This window comes from Sphingobacterium paramultivorum, assembly GCF_014109745.1.
GTDB classification, from domain to species: domain Bacteria; phylum Bacteroidota; class Bacteroidia; order Sphingobacteriales; family Sphingobacteriaceae; genus Sphingobacterium; species Sphingobacterium paramultivorum.
Map to the genome: position 1 here is coordinate 2202320 of NZ_CP058555.1, position 14810 is coordinate 2217129.

18 protein-coding genes are annotated in these 14810 nt (G+C 42.3%); 7 read left to right on the plus strand and 11 right to left on the minus strand.

Going from position 1 to position 14810, the window contains the following annotated elements:
* Positions 1–110: 110 nt before the first annotated feature.
* The 3 genes from HS960_RS09570 to HS960_RS09580 all read left to right on the plus strand — a co-directional run bounded on the left by HS960_RS09570 (position 111) and on the right by HS960_RS09580 (position 2621).
* Positions 111–1205, plus strand: coding sequence for a hypothetical protein (locus HS960_RS09570; RefSeq protein ID WP_182332339.1), 1095 nt, complete (start codon positions 111–113; stop codon positions 1203–1205).
* Between the two features lie 399 nt (positions 1206–1604).
* A complete protein-coding gene (locus HS960_RS09575; RefSeq protein ID WP_182332341.1) occupies positions 1605–2165 on the plus strand; it encodes a Crp/Fnr family transcriptional regulator in 561 nt (186 codons plus the stop codon).
* Between the two features lie 66 nt (positions 2166–2231).
* Positions 2232–2621 carry a RidA family protein gene (locus HS960_RS09580; protein WP_159727067.1) on the plus strand — a complete coding sequence of 130 codons (390 nt, stop codon included), beginning with the start codon at positions 2232–2234 and terminating at the stop codon, positions 2619–2621.
* Positions 2622–3012: 391 nt separating this feature from the next.
* On the opposite strand, the gene HS960_RS09585 is transcribed toward HS960_RS09580, so the two are convergent.
* From HS960_RS09585 to HS960_RS09605, 5 genes are all read right to left on the minus strand, one after another.
* Positions 3013–3228 (minus strand): hypothetical protein, encoded by a 216-nt coding sequence (locus tag HS960_RS09585; RefSeq protein ID WP_182332342.1) that lies wholly within the window; start codon positions 3226–3228, stop codon positions 3013–3015.
* Between the two features lie 232 nt (positions 3229–3460).
* Entirely contained in the window at positions 3461–3865 is a 405-nt protein-coding gene (locus HS960_RS09590; protein ID WP_228280271.1) for a DUF5675 family protein, read from the minus strand.
* Positions 3862–4395, minus strand: coding sequence for a DUF6266 family protein (locus tag HS960_RS09595; protein ID WP_182332343.1), 534 nt, complete (start codon positions 4393–4395; stop codon positions 3862–3864). The genes HS960_RS09590 and HS960_RS09595 overlap by 4 nt, the downstream gene beginning before the upstream one ends.
* A gap of 50 nt (positions 4396–4445) precedes the next feature.
* A complete protein-coding gene (locus HS960_RS09600) occupies positions 4446–5090 on the minus strand; it encodes a DUF6266 family protein (RefSeq protein ID WP_182332344.1) in 645 nt (214 codons plus the stop codon).
* A gap of 402 nt (positions 5091–5492) precedes the next feature.
* A complete protein-coding gene (locus HS960_RS09605; RefSeq protein WP_182332346.1) occupies positions 5493–7001 on the minus strand; it encodes an alpha-L-fucosidase in 1509 nt (502 codons plus the stop codon).
* 443 nt (positions 7002–7444) lie between these two features.
* Between HS960_RS09605 and HS960_RS09610 the strand changes: the two genes are divergently transcribed.
* A complete protein-coding gene (locus tag HS960_RS09610) occupies positions 7445–7897 on the plus strand; it encodes a GNAT family N-acetyltransferase (RefSeq protein WP_182332348.1) in 453 nt (150 codons plus the stop codon).
* 78 nt (positions 7898–7975) lie between these two features.
* On the opposite strand, the gene HS960_RS09615 is transcribed toward HS960_RS09610, so the two are convergent.
* The 5 genes from HS960_RS09615 to HS960_RS27010 form a co-directional block, all read right to left on the minus strand.
* Positions 7976–8290: a hypothetical protein gene (locus HS960_RS09615; RefSeq protein ID WP_182332350.1), complete on the minus strand. Its 315-nt coding sequence runs from the start codon at positions 8288–8290 to the stop codon at positions 7976–7978.
* A gap of 45 nt (positions 8291–8335) precedes the next feature.
* Positions 8336–9049, minus strand: a complete 714-nt coding sequence (locus tag HS960_RS09620; RefSeq protein WP_182332352.1) for a LytR/AlgR family response regulator transcription factor — start codon at positions 9047–9049, stop codon at positions 8336–8338.
* A 1-nt stretch (position 9050) separates the two neighbouring features.
* Positions 9051–10061 (minus strand): LytS family sensor histidine kinase, encoded by a 1011-nt coding sequence (locus HS960_RS09625; protein ID WP_182332354.1) that lies wholly within the window; start codon positions 10059–10061, stop codon positions 9051–9053.
* Between the two features lie 47 nt (positions 10062–10108).
* Positions 10109–11017, minus strand: coding sequence for a lysophospholipid acyltransferase family protein (locus HS960_RS09630; RefSeq protein WP_182332356.1), 909 nt, complete (start codon positions 11015–11017; stop codon positions 10109–10111).
* Between the two features lie 89 nt (positions 11018–11106).
* Positions 11107–11232, minus strand: a complete 126-nt coding sequence (locus tag HS960_RS27010; protein ID WP_262889715.1) for a hypothetical protein — start codon at positions 11230–11232, stop codon at positions 11107–11109.
* A gap of 228 nt (positions 11233–11460) precedes the next feature.
* Here HS960_RS27010 and HS960_RS09635 point away from each other — a divergent pair, with 228 nt between their 5' ends.
* The 3 genes from HS960_RS09635 to HS960_RS09645 all read left to right on the plus strand — a co-directional run bounded on the left by HS960_RS09635 (position 11461) and on the right by HS960_RS09645 (position 13298).
* A complete protein-coding gene (locus tag HS960_RS09635) occupies positions 11461–12102 on the plus strand; it encodes a cyclic nucleotide-binding domain-containing protein (protein ID WP_182332358.1) in 642 nt (213 codons plus the stop codon).
* 343 nt (positions 12103–12445) lie between these two features.
* Entirely contained in the window at positions 12446–12961 is a 516-nt protein-coding gene (locus tag HS960_RS09640) for a MauE/DoxX family redox-associated membrane protein (RefSeq protein ID WP_182332360.1), read from the plus strand.
* A gap of 4 nt (positions 12962–12965) precedes the next feature.
* Positions 12966–13298 (plus strand): hypothetical protein, encoded by a 333-nt coding sequence (locus HS960_RS09645; protein WP_182332362.1) that lies wholly within the window; start codon positions 12966–12968, stop codon positions 13296–13298.
* Between the two features lie 39 nt (positions 13299–13337).
* On the opposite strand, the gene HS960_RS09650 is transcribed toward HS960_RS09645, so the two are convergent.
* Positions 13338–14810, minus strand: coding sequence for a TlpA family protein disulfide reductase (locus HS960_RS09650; RefSeq protein ID WP_182332364.1), 1473 nt, complete (start codon positions 14808–14810; stop codon positions 13338–13340).

Sequence of the window (14810 nt, forward strand, 5' to 3'; positions counted from 1 at the left end):
TCGTCTAGCCTATTCCTGTTTGAGCTGCAAAATTAAAAAAGAAAACTACAAATGCAATATAGTTGCATTAATAATTTACAATCACTACCTTCGTCAAAAATTTACAGCACATGAAATACATCAACACAAAAATCGTCCTTGCGGGGGCACTGATTCTGATGCTCGGAGCTGCATCATCCTGTAAAAAGGAAACAGCGCCTACACCCACTGAAATCTCGCTTTCATTACCATCGCAGATCAGTCTTCGCTACGGCGAAACACAGGAAATTAAGCTGCCGAAAGACCTATCTGCAAACGCAGGACTTACGTTCAGCTTTGACTTTTCCCAGATTGCAGACATCAATTTGGGCAACGGGATTAAACTCAGTGATAAATTGAACCAGGCCATCAAATTTGATAACGAAAAACAAAGCATACTGATTAACAGTTCCCTACTCTATCCAAACGGAGCTCAATCGAGCAGCGCACGGATTCCCGATGATTATAAAGTCACTGTCATAGCCAAAGAATCTCAGGACAAAGTGGTAGGAAAAGAAAGTTTTTCAATCAAGATAACGGCTGGATCTATTGCTATCAAAGGCCTAAAAAATGGTAACGAGTTACCTTATTCGTATGTACTGTATGGCGACCAATCTACTGATTTTGAAATAGATCCTCTCGGCCTACCAATTACTGGTGCTAGCTTTCATTTGGTTAAAAAGGATGGACAAGAAAACATTGCTTCAATAACAGGTACGCATATCAACTTAGCAAAGGATGCGGAAGATCCGGAAAAAAAAGCTGAAAAGTCATTCGAATTGACTCCCGAGCTTAGAAAAGATGGTTTTCCTGTCGCCGCCACGACTTTCAGGGTCATTCTGATTCCACAAATTAAATTTTTGTTTGGGCAATATTATCCCGATCTAAACTTGACCATAGACTTTAGTCTCATACATATCGGCCTCTCAAATGGTTATGTCTCTGCAGCGCCAACACTATATCCCGAAAAATATAAATCTGCATTCGAACTGGTTTCAATACAAAAAGATGGACTCGCATTTACAGATAGCGAAAAGCTGTTTAGTGTAAATGCCCAAACAGGCGTCGTTTCCGTGAAAAAGAGCGACAGTTTGAAAGCTGGCAACTATAAGGTGACCATAAAGGCCGTGACAACGACGGGGCTAGGATTTACGGCTAGTCTCACTTTAGCCATGTCTGAAGGATAATCGTACTATCCTGGTTTCATCCCCAAGCCATACGAATGATAAAAGCGCACTACAGGAGTGCGCTTTACTCAGTTAATGCCATCAAGTATCACTTTCGGTCCCTATTGTTCCAAAATCAACCCTTTTTTACACCTGCATTTTTGATTGATATAACAAACATAAAACACTTTAAATCAACAACAAATATATAAATCAAATTAAAAAGACAGCTGAACGAAAGGCATCGGAAAACTGACCGATTACAGACCTGATTTGATTTCACTTGAAGTTTTTTTTGACCACAAAATTGGCTACATTTGATTACTTAAATAAAAGCAGTATACCGCAGCAATTAACTGGGAATTTTATAACATTTCTTTATCTGGATCGATAAAAACACCCGGTTAAACCTCATTGATTATGGATCATAACATCAGCCTTGAAAACGATATTTTTAAGCATATTCCGCTAGAGCAGCACGTAGCGATTCAACAATACTTTATATACAAAACCTACAAAAAAGCCGCTTTTATTATTAAACCGAATGATCTGGTAAAAGATCTGTATTGGATACAATCCGGATTGGTCAAACTCTCCTACGAAGATGAAAATTGCAGGGAGCATATCTTATCATTTGCCTTCGAAGATTGGTGGGAAACGGACTTTTCGGCATTTTATCATCAAACCCGGTCAAAGCTTTATTTACAATGCTTAGAGCCAACAGCGCTGTATTCATTATCTTATGCGGATTACCAGCGTATTGTGCAGCAGTATAGTCTGTCGAACTACTTTTTACAAAAATCAATCAATGGGCATATCGCCAATCAGCATAGAATACTGTCCTTGTTGACAGACAGCCCAAAATCCCGTTATGAACTTTTTATAAGCTCTTATCCTGCTTTGGTACAGCGCATCTCTAAAACGGTTCTTGCGCAGTATTTGGGTGTTTCAAGAGAAACGCTCAGCCGAATTTACAAATAGTGATTTCAGTCACAGGTTTATTTCTCGGGATCTCTCGAACTTTGTAGGCATTAAAAAACAGTGACTATGCAAAAGAGAACAATCAATCCCTGGAAGTGGCAAGAGCAACGGAATTATGTACAAGCGGTAGAGGTAAAAGATGTAAGTGGAACCCTATATGTTTCAGGACAAACCGCAATTGACGAAAACGGCATCTCAAGTAATGCTGATATGCGTACGCAGCTATCACTCGCCATTGCTAATGTGGAGCGTGTCATTTTAGAAGCAGGATATGAAATTCGCCATATCGTACGCTTGAACATCTACACGACATCTTCTGCTGAATTATTTCAAAATTTTGATCTATTTCAAGCATGGGCTCAAAAGAACCAGCTTCAGCAAGCCTCCACTGTGATGGAAGTAAAACACCTTTTCGAAACACTTCTGGTTGAGCTAGAGGTTACTGCGGTCAAATAAAATCATTCACTCGACGCCTACAATTGGCTATTTGTTACGAGCAAATACCTGCCTTTGATCGTATTTTCATCGGGACCTGATGGGATTATCCCGATGAAATCCCGATGCCAAACCGATGAGATCTACTGGAAACGCAGGAGCTGATCAGGAGAAGGACCGAAGAAGATCGGGATTTGAGTAAAAAACGTCTCACCGTTAAGGGAGACGTCCCCAACAAGCTGGCTAAGGTTTCCTATGACCTGACTTTTTATTCATACGCCCTAAGAGTCTGCTGGTTGCGAAGCTAACAATCGTACCCAGCGCAGCCGTCAATACCGTCTGCAGCACATCGTCCAGCGAGATACTTGCCCAGATGGAACAAAGCGTTCCCCCTAGAGCAGAGATGCGGATATCATTGATTCTCATCAGCGTCACTCCTTTCCTTGGGCAACATGGGCGGCTCGGAATTATTTACAGCTGGCTGCTTTTCCTCTTCCATAACTGTTTCCAAGATGCCCAGGCCCACAGCGATATATTTCAAGATGCTACCCGCCTTTCCGGGCCATTTAACGGGAGCCGCAAGAACCACCTGCAGCACCTTTCCTATTTTGTTTAAGATTTTTTTCATGATATTTACTTATATAGGATGCTTCAAATCGTCCATCCTATCATTCCTCCTCTTTATTCGGGCAATACGGGAGGACAAATAATTGAAAGCCTAGCATTTCGACTGCCTATCGCTGACACAATATGACGATAGCATAAATCACTGTCCGAGCAAAGCGAGTTTGATTTATGCCGTCATATTGCTAAGAAGATGGCACAAAGGAATGCAGCGCAAATTCATGTCCTCCAAATTGCTATCGAATATTCAAATACACTTCATCCCCCATATCCCAAAGACTGTACACCAGCGCCTTGAGTTTTGCCAAGGCCTTACCGCTGTAATCCCCTGTACCTTCACCGGTTAAAGTCGTTACCGGGGCAATACAGCCCTGCAGCTCTTTTAAAGCATTGTTGGCCGCATGGATCAGAATTGCCTCCCGACCAAGCACCATCGGGATGCCGATCTGCTCGCCATGCTTGGCGTAACGACGCTTTTCCAGTTTATACTGCCCAATAGGGATACAGCTTATCCGTGGAATATTATTTCGATCGGGCAGTTCGATTGTATGGCAGATTTCTTCACCCTGATAGGTGATGGTTCCATTGGTTCCCTGTGCCCCATATTTCCGTTGGAGCAGCAGCATATGTTTTGTTTTCATTTTGTTGAATAACCCAGATATTTTGACCGTGAATACTTTGTACCCTTCCGGTCTGACAGCAAGAGATAAAGATGGAATCCATCCTCTCGGAATCCTTCTGGAATCGACACAATTACGCGCCCTTCCCGGCGTTGCCAGATCTGCTCGTTGACGTAGGCATAACCTTTATCCATTTGATAGGCACAAAGTATTAGCCGGTCATCCGAATCTAAAAATCTCGAATACCGTACCTCATGCGTCAGTTCGATAGAATCGGTATAACGATTTATGCTTATGCCATATAGACCGGGCAGAGAACCTTCACTGAGGCGTACCAATGCAGGATCTACCACAGGTCCACCCTCCTCATGCCTGATGGCCATCTTAAGTAAATATCCCAGGGCCAATCCCCCTGCGAGGCTATTTTTCCGTTTGGCCATCTCGGAATACCCCTTTTTGACCAATCCATTTAAGGGCCTCAAAAAAGCCACCCCCACTTTAAAGGCCGCACGCACCCGCTGCTGCCCGGGGCTGATTGTCTTTTTTGCCATAATAAAATGTTAAAAAGGAGCTGAGCCCGATCGGCCCAGCCCACAGTTAATTAGATAAGCTGTACCTCGCCCAGATACACACTTTTGGACACCCGTGTTTTGGACCGATTGGACAAAAACAGCCAGGTATGCACTGAACCGGAAGCCAGATGGTCGGGCACCAGAAAGGTCACCACACCCATCGATCGCGTACTCGGTGCCGGCGTTGAAATAAACTCATCTTTTTCGGGATGATAAGCCAGCACGTAGACCAAGTCATCCGCAAAGGTTTCGAACGTTTCGCTGGCACCTGTCGACCAGGTAAAGATAAGTTCACCCGAGTCAAAGGAGGCTGAGACTGTACCACCGCCGTATAAGCCACCATCCGAAATACTGATGTTGGAATAATCAAGCGAAAAATCGGGATAGACACCTGTGATCGCCCTTTTGAGGTTGAATTGAAATGCGGCATTCATCGGGGTCACTTTCTCGGTGTTTTTACCGCCAAATCCGATTTTCAGAAAGACATTGATCGGTAGCAGAAAACGCATCAGCGTCCTGAACTTTTCCTGCTGGATGAGCTGTGCCTCTGAGGCGGGCTTTGTTCTTTTTTTATAAAGCCCTTTGATGTAGTTGATGCTCTTCCAACTGCTTCCAATTATGGAGCCGGCTTTACCCTTAAAGCCACCATTTGCTCCGTTTACAATAGTTCCCATGTGTTAAAATCAACCCTTTTTTATACCGGTATTTCTGATTGACATAACAAACATAAAACACTTTAAATCAAGAACAAACACACAAAAAACATTAGACCGATAGCTGACCGAAAGGCATCGGAAAACTGACCGATCATAGGCCTGTCTCCATACATTATAGCATCAACGTAAACACTAAAAGAGGCATAAAATCGAAACTAAAAAGGCAGATGATAACGCCAATCAATTAACCTTTCGGCCCAAAAGCCGTAAGAGTTTAGCAGAAATTATACAGACTGTTTAAAAAAATCAAGGGATTTATCTACGACTTTGCCATTTTAGGATAATGGCATTATTTGGTTTGGCAGGTAGTTAATGTGTTATTAACTCCTGCCTTTTATTACTACCAGTTATTATTACTATTTAGATTTTCGCATCCATCAGTTTATTTTCTGAAATTGTTGGAGTATTTAGTTTTATTTTAATTACAAAAGCTCTTTTCGTTTTCAAATTTTCAGGGACAATGATATCGAAATATGTATTTGTATCTCTATCCAAACCGATATTTGCTTTTTTCAGCAGCAGATCACGCTCATGATCTAGTAAAGCTGCCGATGCGGGAACCAATTTGGCATTTCTAGGAAAAGTAAGTCTTAATATACCATCTACAGGTCTATTGATTACCGTTAAGAACAGCGAGGTCGGATCAGTTTTGCTCAAGGTGTAGTAACCATATTTACTTTCCAGCGGAAAGTTTTTCACATCATAGATGGCTTCAGCATTCGTTTTCGTCCATTTTCCCAGTGCTGTAATAAGTTCATTCTCGTGTTTACTCATATTTCCATTTTGGTCCGGACCGAAATTGAGGACAAAATTACCGTTCATAGCACGAGATTTCATCAATAAATCGATGATATCATTTGTTGTTTTCAAATACATCCCATCCGTATTCTTTATATATCCCCAGCCGTTGGGCGGTATTGTCATCACACAGTCCCAATCGTTTCCGCCAAGCAACTCCATATCTGCAGGCATCTTCCGCTCCCAGCCCTGTTCATAATCGCCCAATAAGACGCCGTTTGAATCAAAATGCCGGCTTTCATATTCATCATTTCGAAAACGCGAACCGATGATGAGGTTTGGATTGTTGTTTCTCAGCTCTTTCTCTAGGTTGTATGTAAACGCATAAGCATTTATCCAGGAAGGATCCCAGGTACCATCAAACCAAAAGCCTTTTATTTTGGGGTAGTTTGTCTGTAATTCCAGCAGCTGGTTTCTGGTATATTTCAAAAAGCGATCAAACCGAGCTATTTCATCAGGCGTTTTTGGAATGTTTTTGACATAGTCCTTGTTGTTCCATTCCTCTACAGAAAAATATAAGAACACATCGATACCTTGCTCCGTATATGCATCCACGACCTGCTTCACGATATCTTTTTTATAAGGGCTGTTCGCTATGGTATAATCCGAGTATTTAGAAGGCCATAAGCAAAATCCATCGTGGTGTTTCGTTGTAAAGATGACATATTTCGCGCCCATTTCTTTGGCGCGCCTGGCCCACTGTTTTGCATCAAAATTTTTTGGATTAAATTGTTTGTACAAGTTGTCGTATGTCTCTATCCAATTTGTAGGTACGGTAGATCCCTCCCATTTTCGGATCCACTCCGATGCCGGCGCCCCGCTCCGCGCACTTACACCATTCCATTCATTGCCCGGAATAGCATATAAACCCCAGTGGATAAATTGCCCGAGTCCATAATTTCGAAATGCGGCCATTGCCGGATCAGTCCTGTTTGGCTTGGTAATGGCGCCAAATTTCACTTCAATGGGGTGAGCAGGTTTTTCCCTTTTGCCTGTCCACTGAGCCTTTACGAGCCCCTGCTGGAATAATGCAATAGCCATCAAAATAAGTAAACGTTTGCTGGTTTTCATCTTGAAAAAAATGTATAGATTTTAAATTAAGTTATTTATCGCCCTCAGGTCAAACAGACCGAAATGAATGACGGCTGTAATATCCAGTTAAAAAACCAGATTCATCTTATGAGAACCAAACGCAATCGGTTGTGTGATTACCGAAAACGTTTTAGTGTAAAACGAACACCTAAACACTGTTAATCAACCAAATAGCCACAATAGCTCTTACCTGACAATCCTGGTCATATTTTGACTGTCGGGGAGTTAATCCCCGATTAACTCCCTGCTTTTATCGTATTTTCATCGAGATTTCATCGGGTGCTGATCGGATTTTCCCGATGAAATTCCGATGCCAATTCGATGAAAATTGCTGCAAAGGCAGGAGCTGGTCGGGAGAAAGGGAGAAGAAAGTTGGGCAATCGTGCAAATAATCTTAAATTTGAAACCCTTAAAAATAAAAAATGGAAATACGACACTATCAGCCCTCCGATCTGGCACAGATCAGTCAGTTATTTTATGATACGGTGCATACGGTCAATGCCGCAGATTACAGCCAGGAGCAATTGGATGTGTGGGCGACGGGTCAGCTTGACCTAAAGGCCTGGAACGAATCCTTTTTGGCACACCATACCTTCGTTGCAGTGGTGAGTAATCAGCTTGTAGGATTTGGCGATATCACAACAGCAGGCTACCTCGACCGCCTTTACGTGCACAAAGACTATCAAGGACAGGGTATTGCCACTGCACTGTGCCATAAACTGGAAAATGCTGCCGCATGCGATCTATTTACAACCCATGCTTCGATTACGGCAAAGCCCTTTTTTGAGCGCCGTGGATATCGGGTCATCCACGAGCAGCAAGTCAGCCGAAAGGGCGTGGAGCTCACAAACTACGTGATGCAAAAAAATAGATAAAAAAAAACGCCTCCCCATTTAGAGAGACGCCCGAAGAAAGTAATGCGTATACAGGTAAAAATCGATTGACCGAGCAGGTTATAGGCCGCGGTAGCTCTTGCGCGGGCGCTCTACATCCACATCACGGAAATAGCGTTTGTTGCGCTCGCGCTTCGCAATGCAGATATAGCCATCCCGCTGCAGCCGATATAGTGTTTCGGTAGAGATGCCGACATGCGATTTGACATATTCGGCATCACGCAGCAGCACATTTTCCACTTCCAGCTGCTCCCGCAGGTCGAGATAAGTTGCCAGTTGGCGCTTTACTCCCAGGAGTTCCAGCAAGATCAATTTTTGGGCAAAGGAATGCCCGGGACTTATAGAAAAGCCCCTGAGGTACTGATTTTTACGCATACATATTTATTTAGGGTTTATAAAAAGTTCATAAAAATAGGCCAATCAACAATATTGACGTAAGCGTATCAGCCCCATATCACTTACACTGATCTCCAGATCGGTACGGTCTGGGAGAGAAATCTTACGATCGACAACGGTAGTAGCGAAATTGACATTGACAATAAAACCGCGGTGTACCCGCACAAAAGTACTTTGAGGAAGCATGGCCTCCGCCTCATCCATCGTCAGTCGGTAATTAAAATCTTCTGCTGGCTGCCGCAAATGAAAGACCGCATAGTTTTTACAGGAAGATACCGCCACGATATCGGCAAACTTGACCAGCCTGTCCATATTTTTGAAACTAAACCATTTTCCGCTGGGCTCAATATTGAAATCCATCTTAATGTGGATACTTTTCTGGTCCAAGGCGCGCTTGAATGCCAGGTAAAGATCCGAGAAGCTTACCGGTTTTATCAGGTAGTCGGCCACGGCAATCTTGATCCCTTCGTACGCATATTGAGCAGACTTGGTATACAAAATGACCGGCGGGCGCTTCTCCCCGGGCAGCGTCTGGTACAAATCCAGTCCTGACATCTGCGGCATCTCCACATCCAATAGCAGCACATCTGGCGGATTATCAATAATATTATTAAAGCCGTCTATCGCTTTGGTAAAACTCCTGATATCTCCCACCTGGCTGATTTCCCTAAATGCACTTTCCGCCATACGGATATCGTATGCATTGTCGTCAATAATGACCACATCGTATTTTGCCATATTATTGGTTTTTGAAAGTCAGTTTCACTATAAAATATTCCTGATATGCCACCATATAGTCGAGCTCAATGAGCTGATTTTCCATCGATTCAAATAATCTGTTGACCAGTTCCAGGCCCTTGCCCGTTCCTTTTTTCACATCAGCTGCCGCAATACGGTTATGGATCTGCAGCTGCATACCTTCCGATACCTTAATCCATTTTACTTCGATCCATTCATGTGGATCATCGGGGCTATACTTCACCGCATTCTCGATCCAGGTCATGATGGTGAGCGTGGGGACAGATCTGTTCAAGAGCTTTTTATCCATAAGTTCCTCCCCTTCGATCTTAAAATTTCTGTTGCTGGAATAAGAGATCAATATTTTCGTGTATGCCCATTCCTCCCCAAGAGGTACCAATACCGTTGGGTTTACGATTTTATTGCTAACGTACTGGAAGAACACCAGGCTCCTGCTGCGGATGCGCTTGCTCCTGGGCTGCAACAGATCATAGACGTTGCCGAGAAAATGGCCTGACAGCAATTGCACATTCGATATATTTTTAATCTGCATTTCAGCCTGCCGAAATTTAAGGCCGGTGTAGTACTTTTCCCAGATGAGGTAGTCGATCAGGTATATTGCGACAAAAAACAACAGACCACCAATGATCTTACTAATCAGCACCGGTTTATGCTTGGGCAACCATGGCGCCGAAAAACCATCCATAAATTGTGGTACCAGAGCATAAAAGTAAAATTTAACGACGTGATAGACTGTTAGAACAGCAAGGATTATTAGCCCATAGCCGAGCCAGCGATGGCGCTGCTTCCCTAGAACAGTCCGATACCCCAAATAGTGCAGTAAAAAATAAATCAAATAAGGAAATAAGAACACACTGTAGCTTAATGGTGTAAAACGATGAATTTTTGTGGCATTAATCAGTGTTAGACCGATTATCATCAGCCCTGCGGCCATAGCCGATCGCATCCATAAACTATTATGAATCGCATTTAAAGTAGGGTTAGGTTTCATATATTAACATTTTATTCCCTCTAAATTAACAATTAACTTTAAAGAAATCAAGCTTTAATCTGAAAAAACTGTCTATTCCGAATGTCGAACAGATATTTTTGCTGTTGATATTCCAGGGGTAAAACCCAGCTTCCCGACGCTGTTATGCCCCGGCTAGTATTCGCTTTATCGCCATTGTACTGATGGATAAAAGCCCAATTCTCCCAATATATCCACCCCTGGTTCATCATCTGCTGAAAGCTGAGCTGAAGCCCTGAAAAAGCATGCATCATTTCCGCCGCAGTAGGTTGTTTCGTATCGGTCAAAATAGGCACAAATGGATGGACAGCCCAGGGTATCTCCTCTTCGCAGCGTTCCATATAGGTGCAGTATACCGGGATACGGAATCTTGTCGCGAGCTTTAAAATATTGGTCCGCCAGCAGAAATAGTGCGCAGCAAAAGGGACGGGCAATTTATTGCTATCGCTGTGATCGATACGCTGCCCTTCATTGGCATCCATAAAAACAAGTACAAGCCGTTTTTCCTTTACTGCCGACAAAATCTTTCTGAGCGAATAGGAGTTATTGGCATCAATACATTGCAGCATTTCGCTAGACAGCCCCGCATTACGGAGCTCGGCATCATAGTATTCAGCTTCGCGCTCCAGAATAGCTGCCGCGGCAAGCAGCGTAATCTGATAACCGCACTTGACCAGAAACTTAGGTAGTAATCTGTAAGGGCCATAATGAAAGGAAATGAGTATACTTCCCGCAGGTTGTATGTCCATTGGCAAAGGACCGAAATCAGGTAATTGATGAAGAGGATAGCGTTTATAAAGGCGTTGAAACTGATCTCTGTTTTTATGCCAGCTTGTATAATCTTTCCATAACTGTTCAGGTGCTTTATCCGGGAAAAACTGCTGTACATTGGCCAGCCATAGGAGACGGTGCAGGTTTTTGGTCTGTTGGGTATTCATAAGATTGATCTAAAGGAGTTAAAATAGAAGACTTTAAGATCAGGAAGGCCAGTAGGCCTTCCTGCTGCAGGATTAGCAGATCCACCTGCTTAAAATGATTCGGGCCAACATTTGTCATCGCCCAGATCAATCAGTGGCGGATCTTCGGAGAAGAATTCCATAATGGAGCTTCCGACAAAGACGATGGGTTCCGCAACTTCGGTTTCTATTTCCATTTTTATCCTTAGTTTGTCGACCTGTAACCATCCGGGTCAGGTCATTCCCGTTGCCCCGTTAAGAGCATTTCTTATTCCATTTGCCGGCCAGCGTGACAAAGATGAAAATTGCCTTTTAAACAAAAAATAAATGGGAAATAAAGTCTTTCTCTGGGATAAAAGGGATTTTGCACAGCAATTAACTGGTAAAAGCTAAATTTGTCCCTGCAATAGCAGCGTTCATCCCTAGTGGAACCCTTTATTTCCCAAAAATTGACTTCACCAGCTGAGTTTAATAAATTGTCGGCCTATTTTAAACGAACAATTATTGCCAAATACTTAATTATGAAGAAAAGTAAAGAATACCTGCTCGATCCCTTTTTTAGGGATCTCAACCCACAATGGCAGGCCGAGATCCCTGAGCTGTCAGCCGTATTTGAAGAAGAGCGCTTTATGCAGGGCGAACGGCTCATCAACGACTGGGGCGAGCTTTATCTGATCGTTGATGGCATCTTTGGGAAATATGAGAAGACCTGTCCCATACGCTATGCCCTAGCTGGTGAATCGTTGATGATCCCCAACCATAAACACCGCTATCAGTTTACCGCACTGAGTGACTGCCGCACCTATCGTACCTCACTCCGGCAACTGGAGGAAATTAATGCGCGCAACTCGAAAGTCTTTCACCTGTATGCCAATCTCAGAGACAAACAACAGACCTATCTGGACTATCGGCATAAGCTATTATCGTTAAACAATCAGGATAAGTACGATTTTGTATTTGACAAATACCCCGATCTCAGAAGCTATGTGAAGCATCATGAACTGGCCCGGTTTATGGGAATCAGCAGCGAATTGCTCCGCCGCCTTTTGCGGGACCATGATTGCTGATAGCCCAATTTTTTGGGCATCCCGTCAAAATATTTTGTCGGTTTAAACACAAAACTTAGTCTTCAAAATCCCAACATGGACAATAGATTGTACTTGAACTTTGTAATAGCAGCTCGGAGAAAGCAAAGCAATGCCATTCAGCTTAATCGAAGAAAGTAAAATGTACAGGTGAAGCTTGATCCGAAATGCCCCAATAAAAAACAAGGTTATGAAACAGTACAAAAGAAAATTTGCCCTATTCCCGCAATGTCGGTGAATGTAAATCCAAGCAGGAAATCCGGCAGTTATATGCTGTTGGCTCCGCAGCAAACAAAAGAAATTCAACACCCACATAAACAAGCTTATGGAAAAGCGCTTCAATAGCACAGTGGATCCACAGGATCAACCGGCAAGCTCCCCAAAACGCGGTAGTTTAATCCGCTCGGGTGCACGCTGGATCTATCGTCGCTTACCTGATCTGATCATTTATGGCTATGCTTTTCTATACATGTACACCGGATGGGCCAAGTTTATGAACCTATCTACGTTTATCAGAGGCAATAGTAAGATCCCCTATCTAGGTCAGTATGCGAAATTGATCGGCTATGGCATCCCCTCGCTGGAGATTGTGCTGGCTATCCTGCTCGTTATCCCTGTATACCGAATCAAGCGCTTTGCACTGTGGACTTCAACGCTTTTGATGGGGGTATTTACCATCTATCTCAGTCTGATGGTCAAGTTTGCAGAGAAAAAGCTTTGTCATTGTGGTGGAGTAATCGAATCCATGGGCTGGGAAGCGCATATCGTCTTTAACAGTATTTGGCTGATTGCGGGAATCTTTGCCCTGGTAAGAACAAAAGTTAAACATTCTAAAATTTAAACCCATGGTACGGATTAAAAAATATGGGAAATTGCTACTGGGTGTAGCAACAATAGGCGGCGCGATATTGACGCAGTCTTTTACACAACAAGCAGCCGCTAATAAGAAGTTGGCTGGAATTCATCGTTATTATAACACAACTGGAAGCCCTTCAACAAATCCAGCTGATTATGAATATCAAGATGAAGATAATTTGTTATGTCAACCAAATGATTCCAAGGTTTGTTCGTCCGAATGGAATCTGGGTACGGCAAATCCAGTTATAGGTCAAGCGCCGCCGTCAACAGCGACATTTGTGACCAATAGCGATCAAGAGGGGCAATATACTCCTCAATAGTAATTTTTTAAAAAGCCGGAGATCAGACTCCGGCTTCTTTTATCGTTTTAAGACCTGGTTAATAGACTCAATTAGCATTTCGATCTTCTTACCAGTTCTCCCTAATTTCACATTATCCGATGTTTCAATTAAGCCTGTTTTGCCCATCAGGATTGGAAAAGGATACGCCCTTATATTTAGGTATTCAATCAACGGGTGATGGTCTCGCAAGCCATTTGTGTAAAGCTTAATACTATGATCTGAATTATATTTTTTCGATTCAATGGACTTTTTCCATAGTTCTTTCTCTTTATCGATACTTACACTAACAAACAATACGTTTGGATTCTTACTAAAATGCTCTTCTACTTTAGATACCGTATTTTTAAAATAAATGGCACAGTTGTTACACCCTGTATAGTAGAAATCGAAAAAGACTACTTTTCCCAATAAGTCCTTTTTATGCCAAACCTTACCGTTTAAATCTGTTAATTCGAAATCGGGAAAAGGTTTGCCGACTGCCACTGCTTCCCTAATCTTTAGCTTTTCTAGTCGAATCGAAGACTTTGAATTTGCAATAAGCCAATCCAAGAAAACTTTTCTACTCTCCTCATCCATTCCGTAAAATGATCGCTTTATGGCAGCGTAGCCTATATTTTCCAATGACTGTCCCTTGAAATTATCTTCTAAAAGTTTGATTCTATAATTAATTTTGTTTTGACCAAACAGTGTATTTTTTAAATACCAATAAGCGAGATAAAAATCAATATAATTGCTTGACGACAATTTTCCCTTTTCGACAATAGTTCCTCCATAAAACGACTCAAATTTATTCAATATGCTCGCTATATCTTCGGTGCGCTTGGAATCATTTTTAATGAAGCTAACCGTTAGCGGCCTCAAAAGATAGGTATGATATATCTTGTAAAACATATTTTTCAACATCCATTCTTTTGCAAGAAAATCCAATTCTGATTTATTGACAAGTCTACCAGCTTCAATATTCATATCCACGGCCCGCTCCATATCTTTTGAATTAGCATATTCACCGCTAAAGTATCTACCTGACCTTGAATATCTTTTGTAGTTAACCCTATTTAATAGGATTCCATCCAGCATATACTGTAAACGGTATCGTTCGGCACCGAAGCCCGAAAAAGTAATCTTATCAAAATTTCTTACTGAATGATTATTGGTTACGACTATACTATCCGTCGCAGAAACATACCAATTGTCAATAAACTCATTTCTAGAGCCCTGTTTATACATATTGACTGTAAGTATAAAATGCTTCGGCAAATTTGCAAGCTCGATCTTACCTTTTCCGCCGATCACCGAAAAGACGTGACCATCCGTTAATTCTGTTTCAAGTTTTAATACGTCTGCATCTTCGTCAATACGCTGAATGGTCACTGCAGCGTTCTCATATTGATCAAAACCCGCTAACTGCATGACAAAATTTGATTTACTTTGTGCAGAGAGCATAAAAACGGTATTCAACAGGATAACTATACTTAAAGATATCTTCTTCAT

Excerpts from the sequence above, each read along its gene's own strand:
- HS960_RS09595 (WP_182332343.1), bottom strand. The coding sequence starts at position 4,395 with ATGGCAAAAAAGACAATCAGCCCCGGGCAGCAGCGGGTGCGTGCGGCC.
- HS960_RS09600 (WP_182332344.1), bottom strand. The coding sequence starts at position 5,090 with ATGGGAACTATTGTAAACGGAGCAAATGGTGGCTTTAAGGGTAAAGCC.
- HS960_RS09615 (WP_182332350.1), bottom strand. The coding sequence starts at position 8,290 with ATGCGTAAAAATCAGTACCTCAGGGGCTTTTCTATAAGTCCCGGGCAT.
- HS960_RS09585 (WP_182332342.1), bottom strand. The coding sequence starts at position 3,228 with ATGAAAAAAATCTTAAACAAAATAGGAAAGGTGCTGCAGGTGGTTCTT.
- HS960_RS09575 (WP_182332341.1), top strand. The coding sequence starts at position 1,605 with ATGGATCATAACATCAGCCTTGAAAACGATATTTTTAAGCATATTCCG.
- HS960_RS09630 (WP_182332356.1), bottom strand. The coding sequence starts at position 11,017 with ATGAATACCCAACAGACCAAAAACCTGCACCGTCTCCTATGGCTGGCC.
- HS960_RS27010 (WP_262889715.1), bottom strand. The coding sequence starts at position 11,232 with ATGGAAATAGAAACCGAAGTTGCGGAACCCATCGTCTTTGTCGGAAGC.
- HS960_RS09570 (WP_182332339.1), top strand. The coding sequence starts at position 111 with ATGAAATACATCAACACAAAAATCGTCCTTGCGGGGGCACTGATTCTG.
- HS960_RS09650 (WP_182332364.1), bottom strand. The coding sequence starts at position 14,810 with ATGAAGAAGATATCTTTAAGTATAGTTATCCTGTTGAATACCGTTTTT.
- HS960_RS09620 (WP_182332352.1), bottom strand. The coding sequence starts at position 9,049 with ATGGCAAAATACGATGTGGTCATTATTGACGACAATGCATACGATATC.
- HS960_RS09645 (WP_182332362.1), top strand. The coding sequence starts at position 12,966 with ATGGTACGGATTAAAAAATATGGGAAATTGCTACTGGGTGTAGCAACA.
- HS960_RS09640 (WP_182332360.1), top strand. The coding sequence starts at position 12,446 with ATGGAAAAGCGCTTCAATAGCACAGTGGATCCACAGGATCAACCGGCA.
- HS960_RS09605 (WP_182332346.1), bottom strand. The coding sequence starts at position 7,001 with ATGAAAACCAGCAAACGTTTACTTATTTTGATGGCTATTGCATTATTC.
- HS960_RS09625 (WP_182332354.1), bottom strand. The coding sequence starts at position 10,061 with ATGAAACCTAACCCTACTTTAAATGCGATTCATAATAGTTTATGGATG.
- HS960_RS09580 (WP_159727067.1), top strand. The coding sequence starts at position 2,232 with ATGCAAAAGAGAACAATCAATCCCTGGAAGTGGCAAGAGCAACGGAAT.
- HS960_RS09590 (WP_228280271.1), bottom strand. The coding sequence starts at position 3,865 with ATGAAAACAAAACATATGCTGCTGCTCCAACGGAAATATGGGGCACAG.
- HS960_RS09610 (WP_182332348.1), top strand. The coding sequence starts at position 7,445 with ATGGAAATACGACACTATCAGCCCTCCGATCTGGCACAGATCAGTCAG.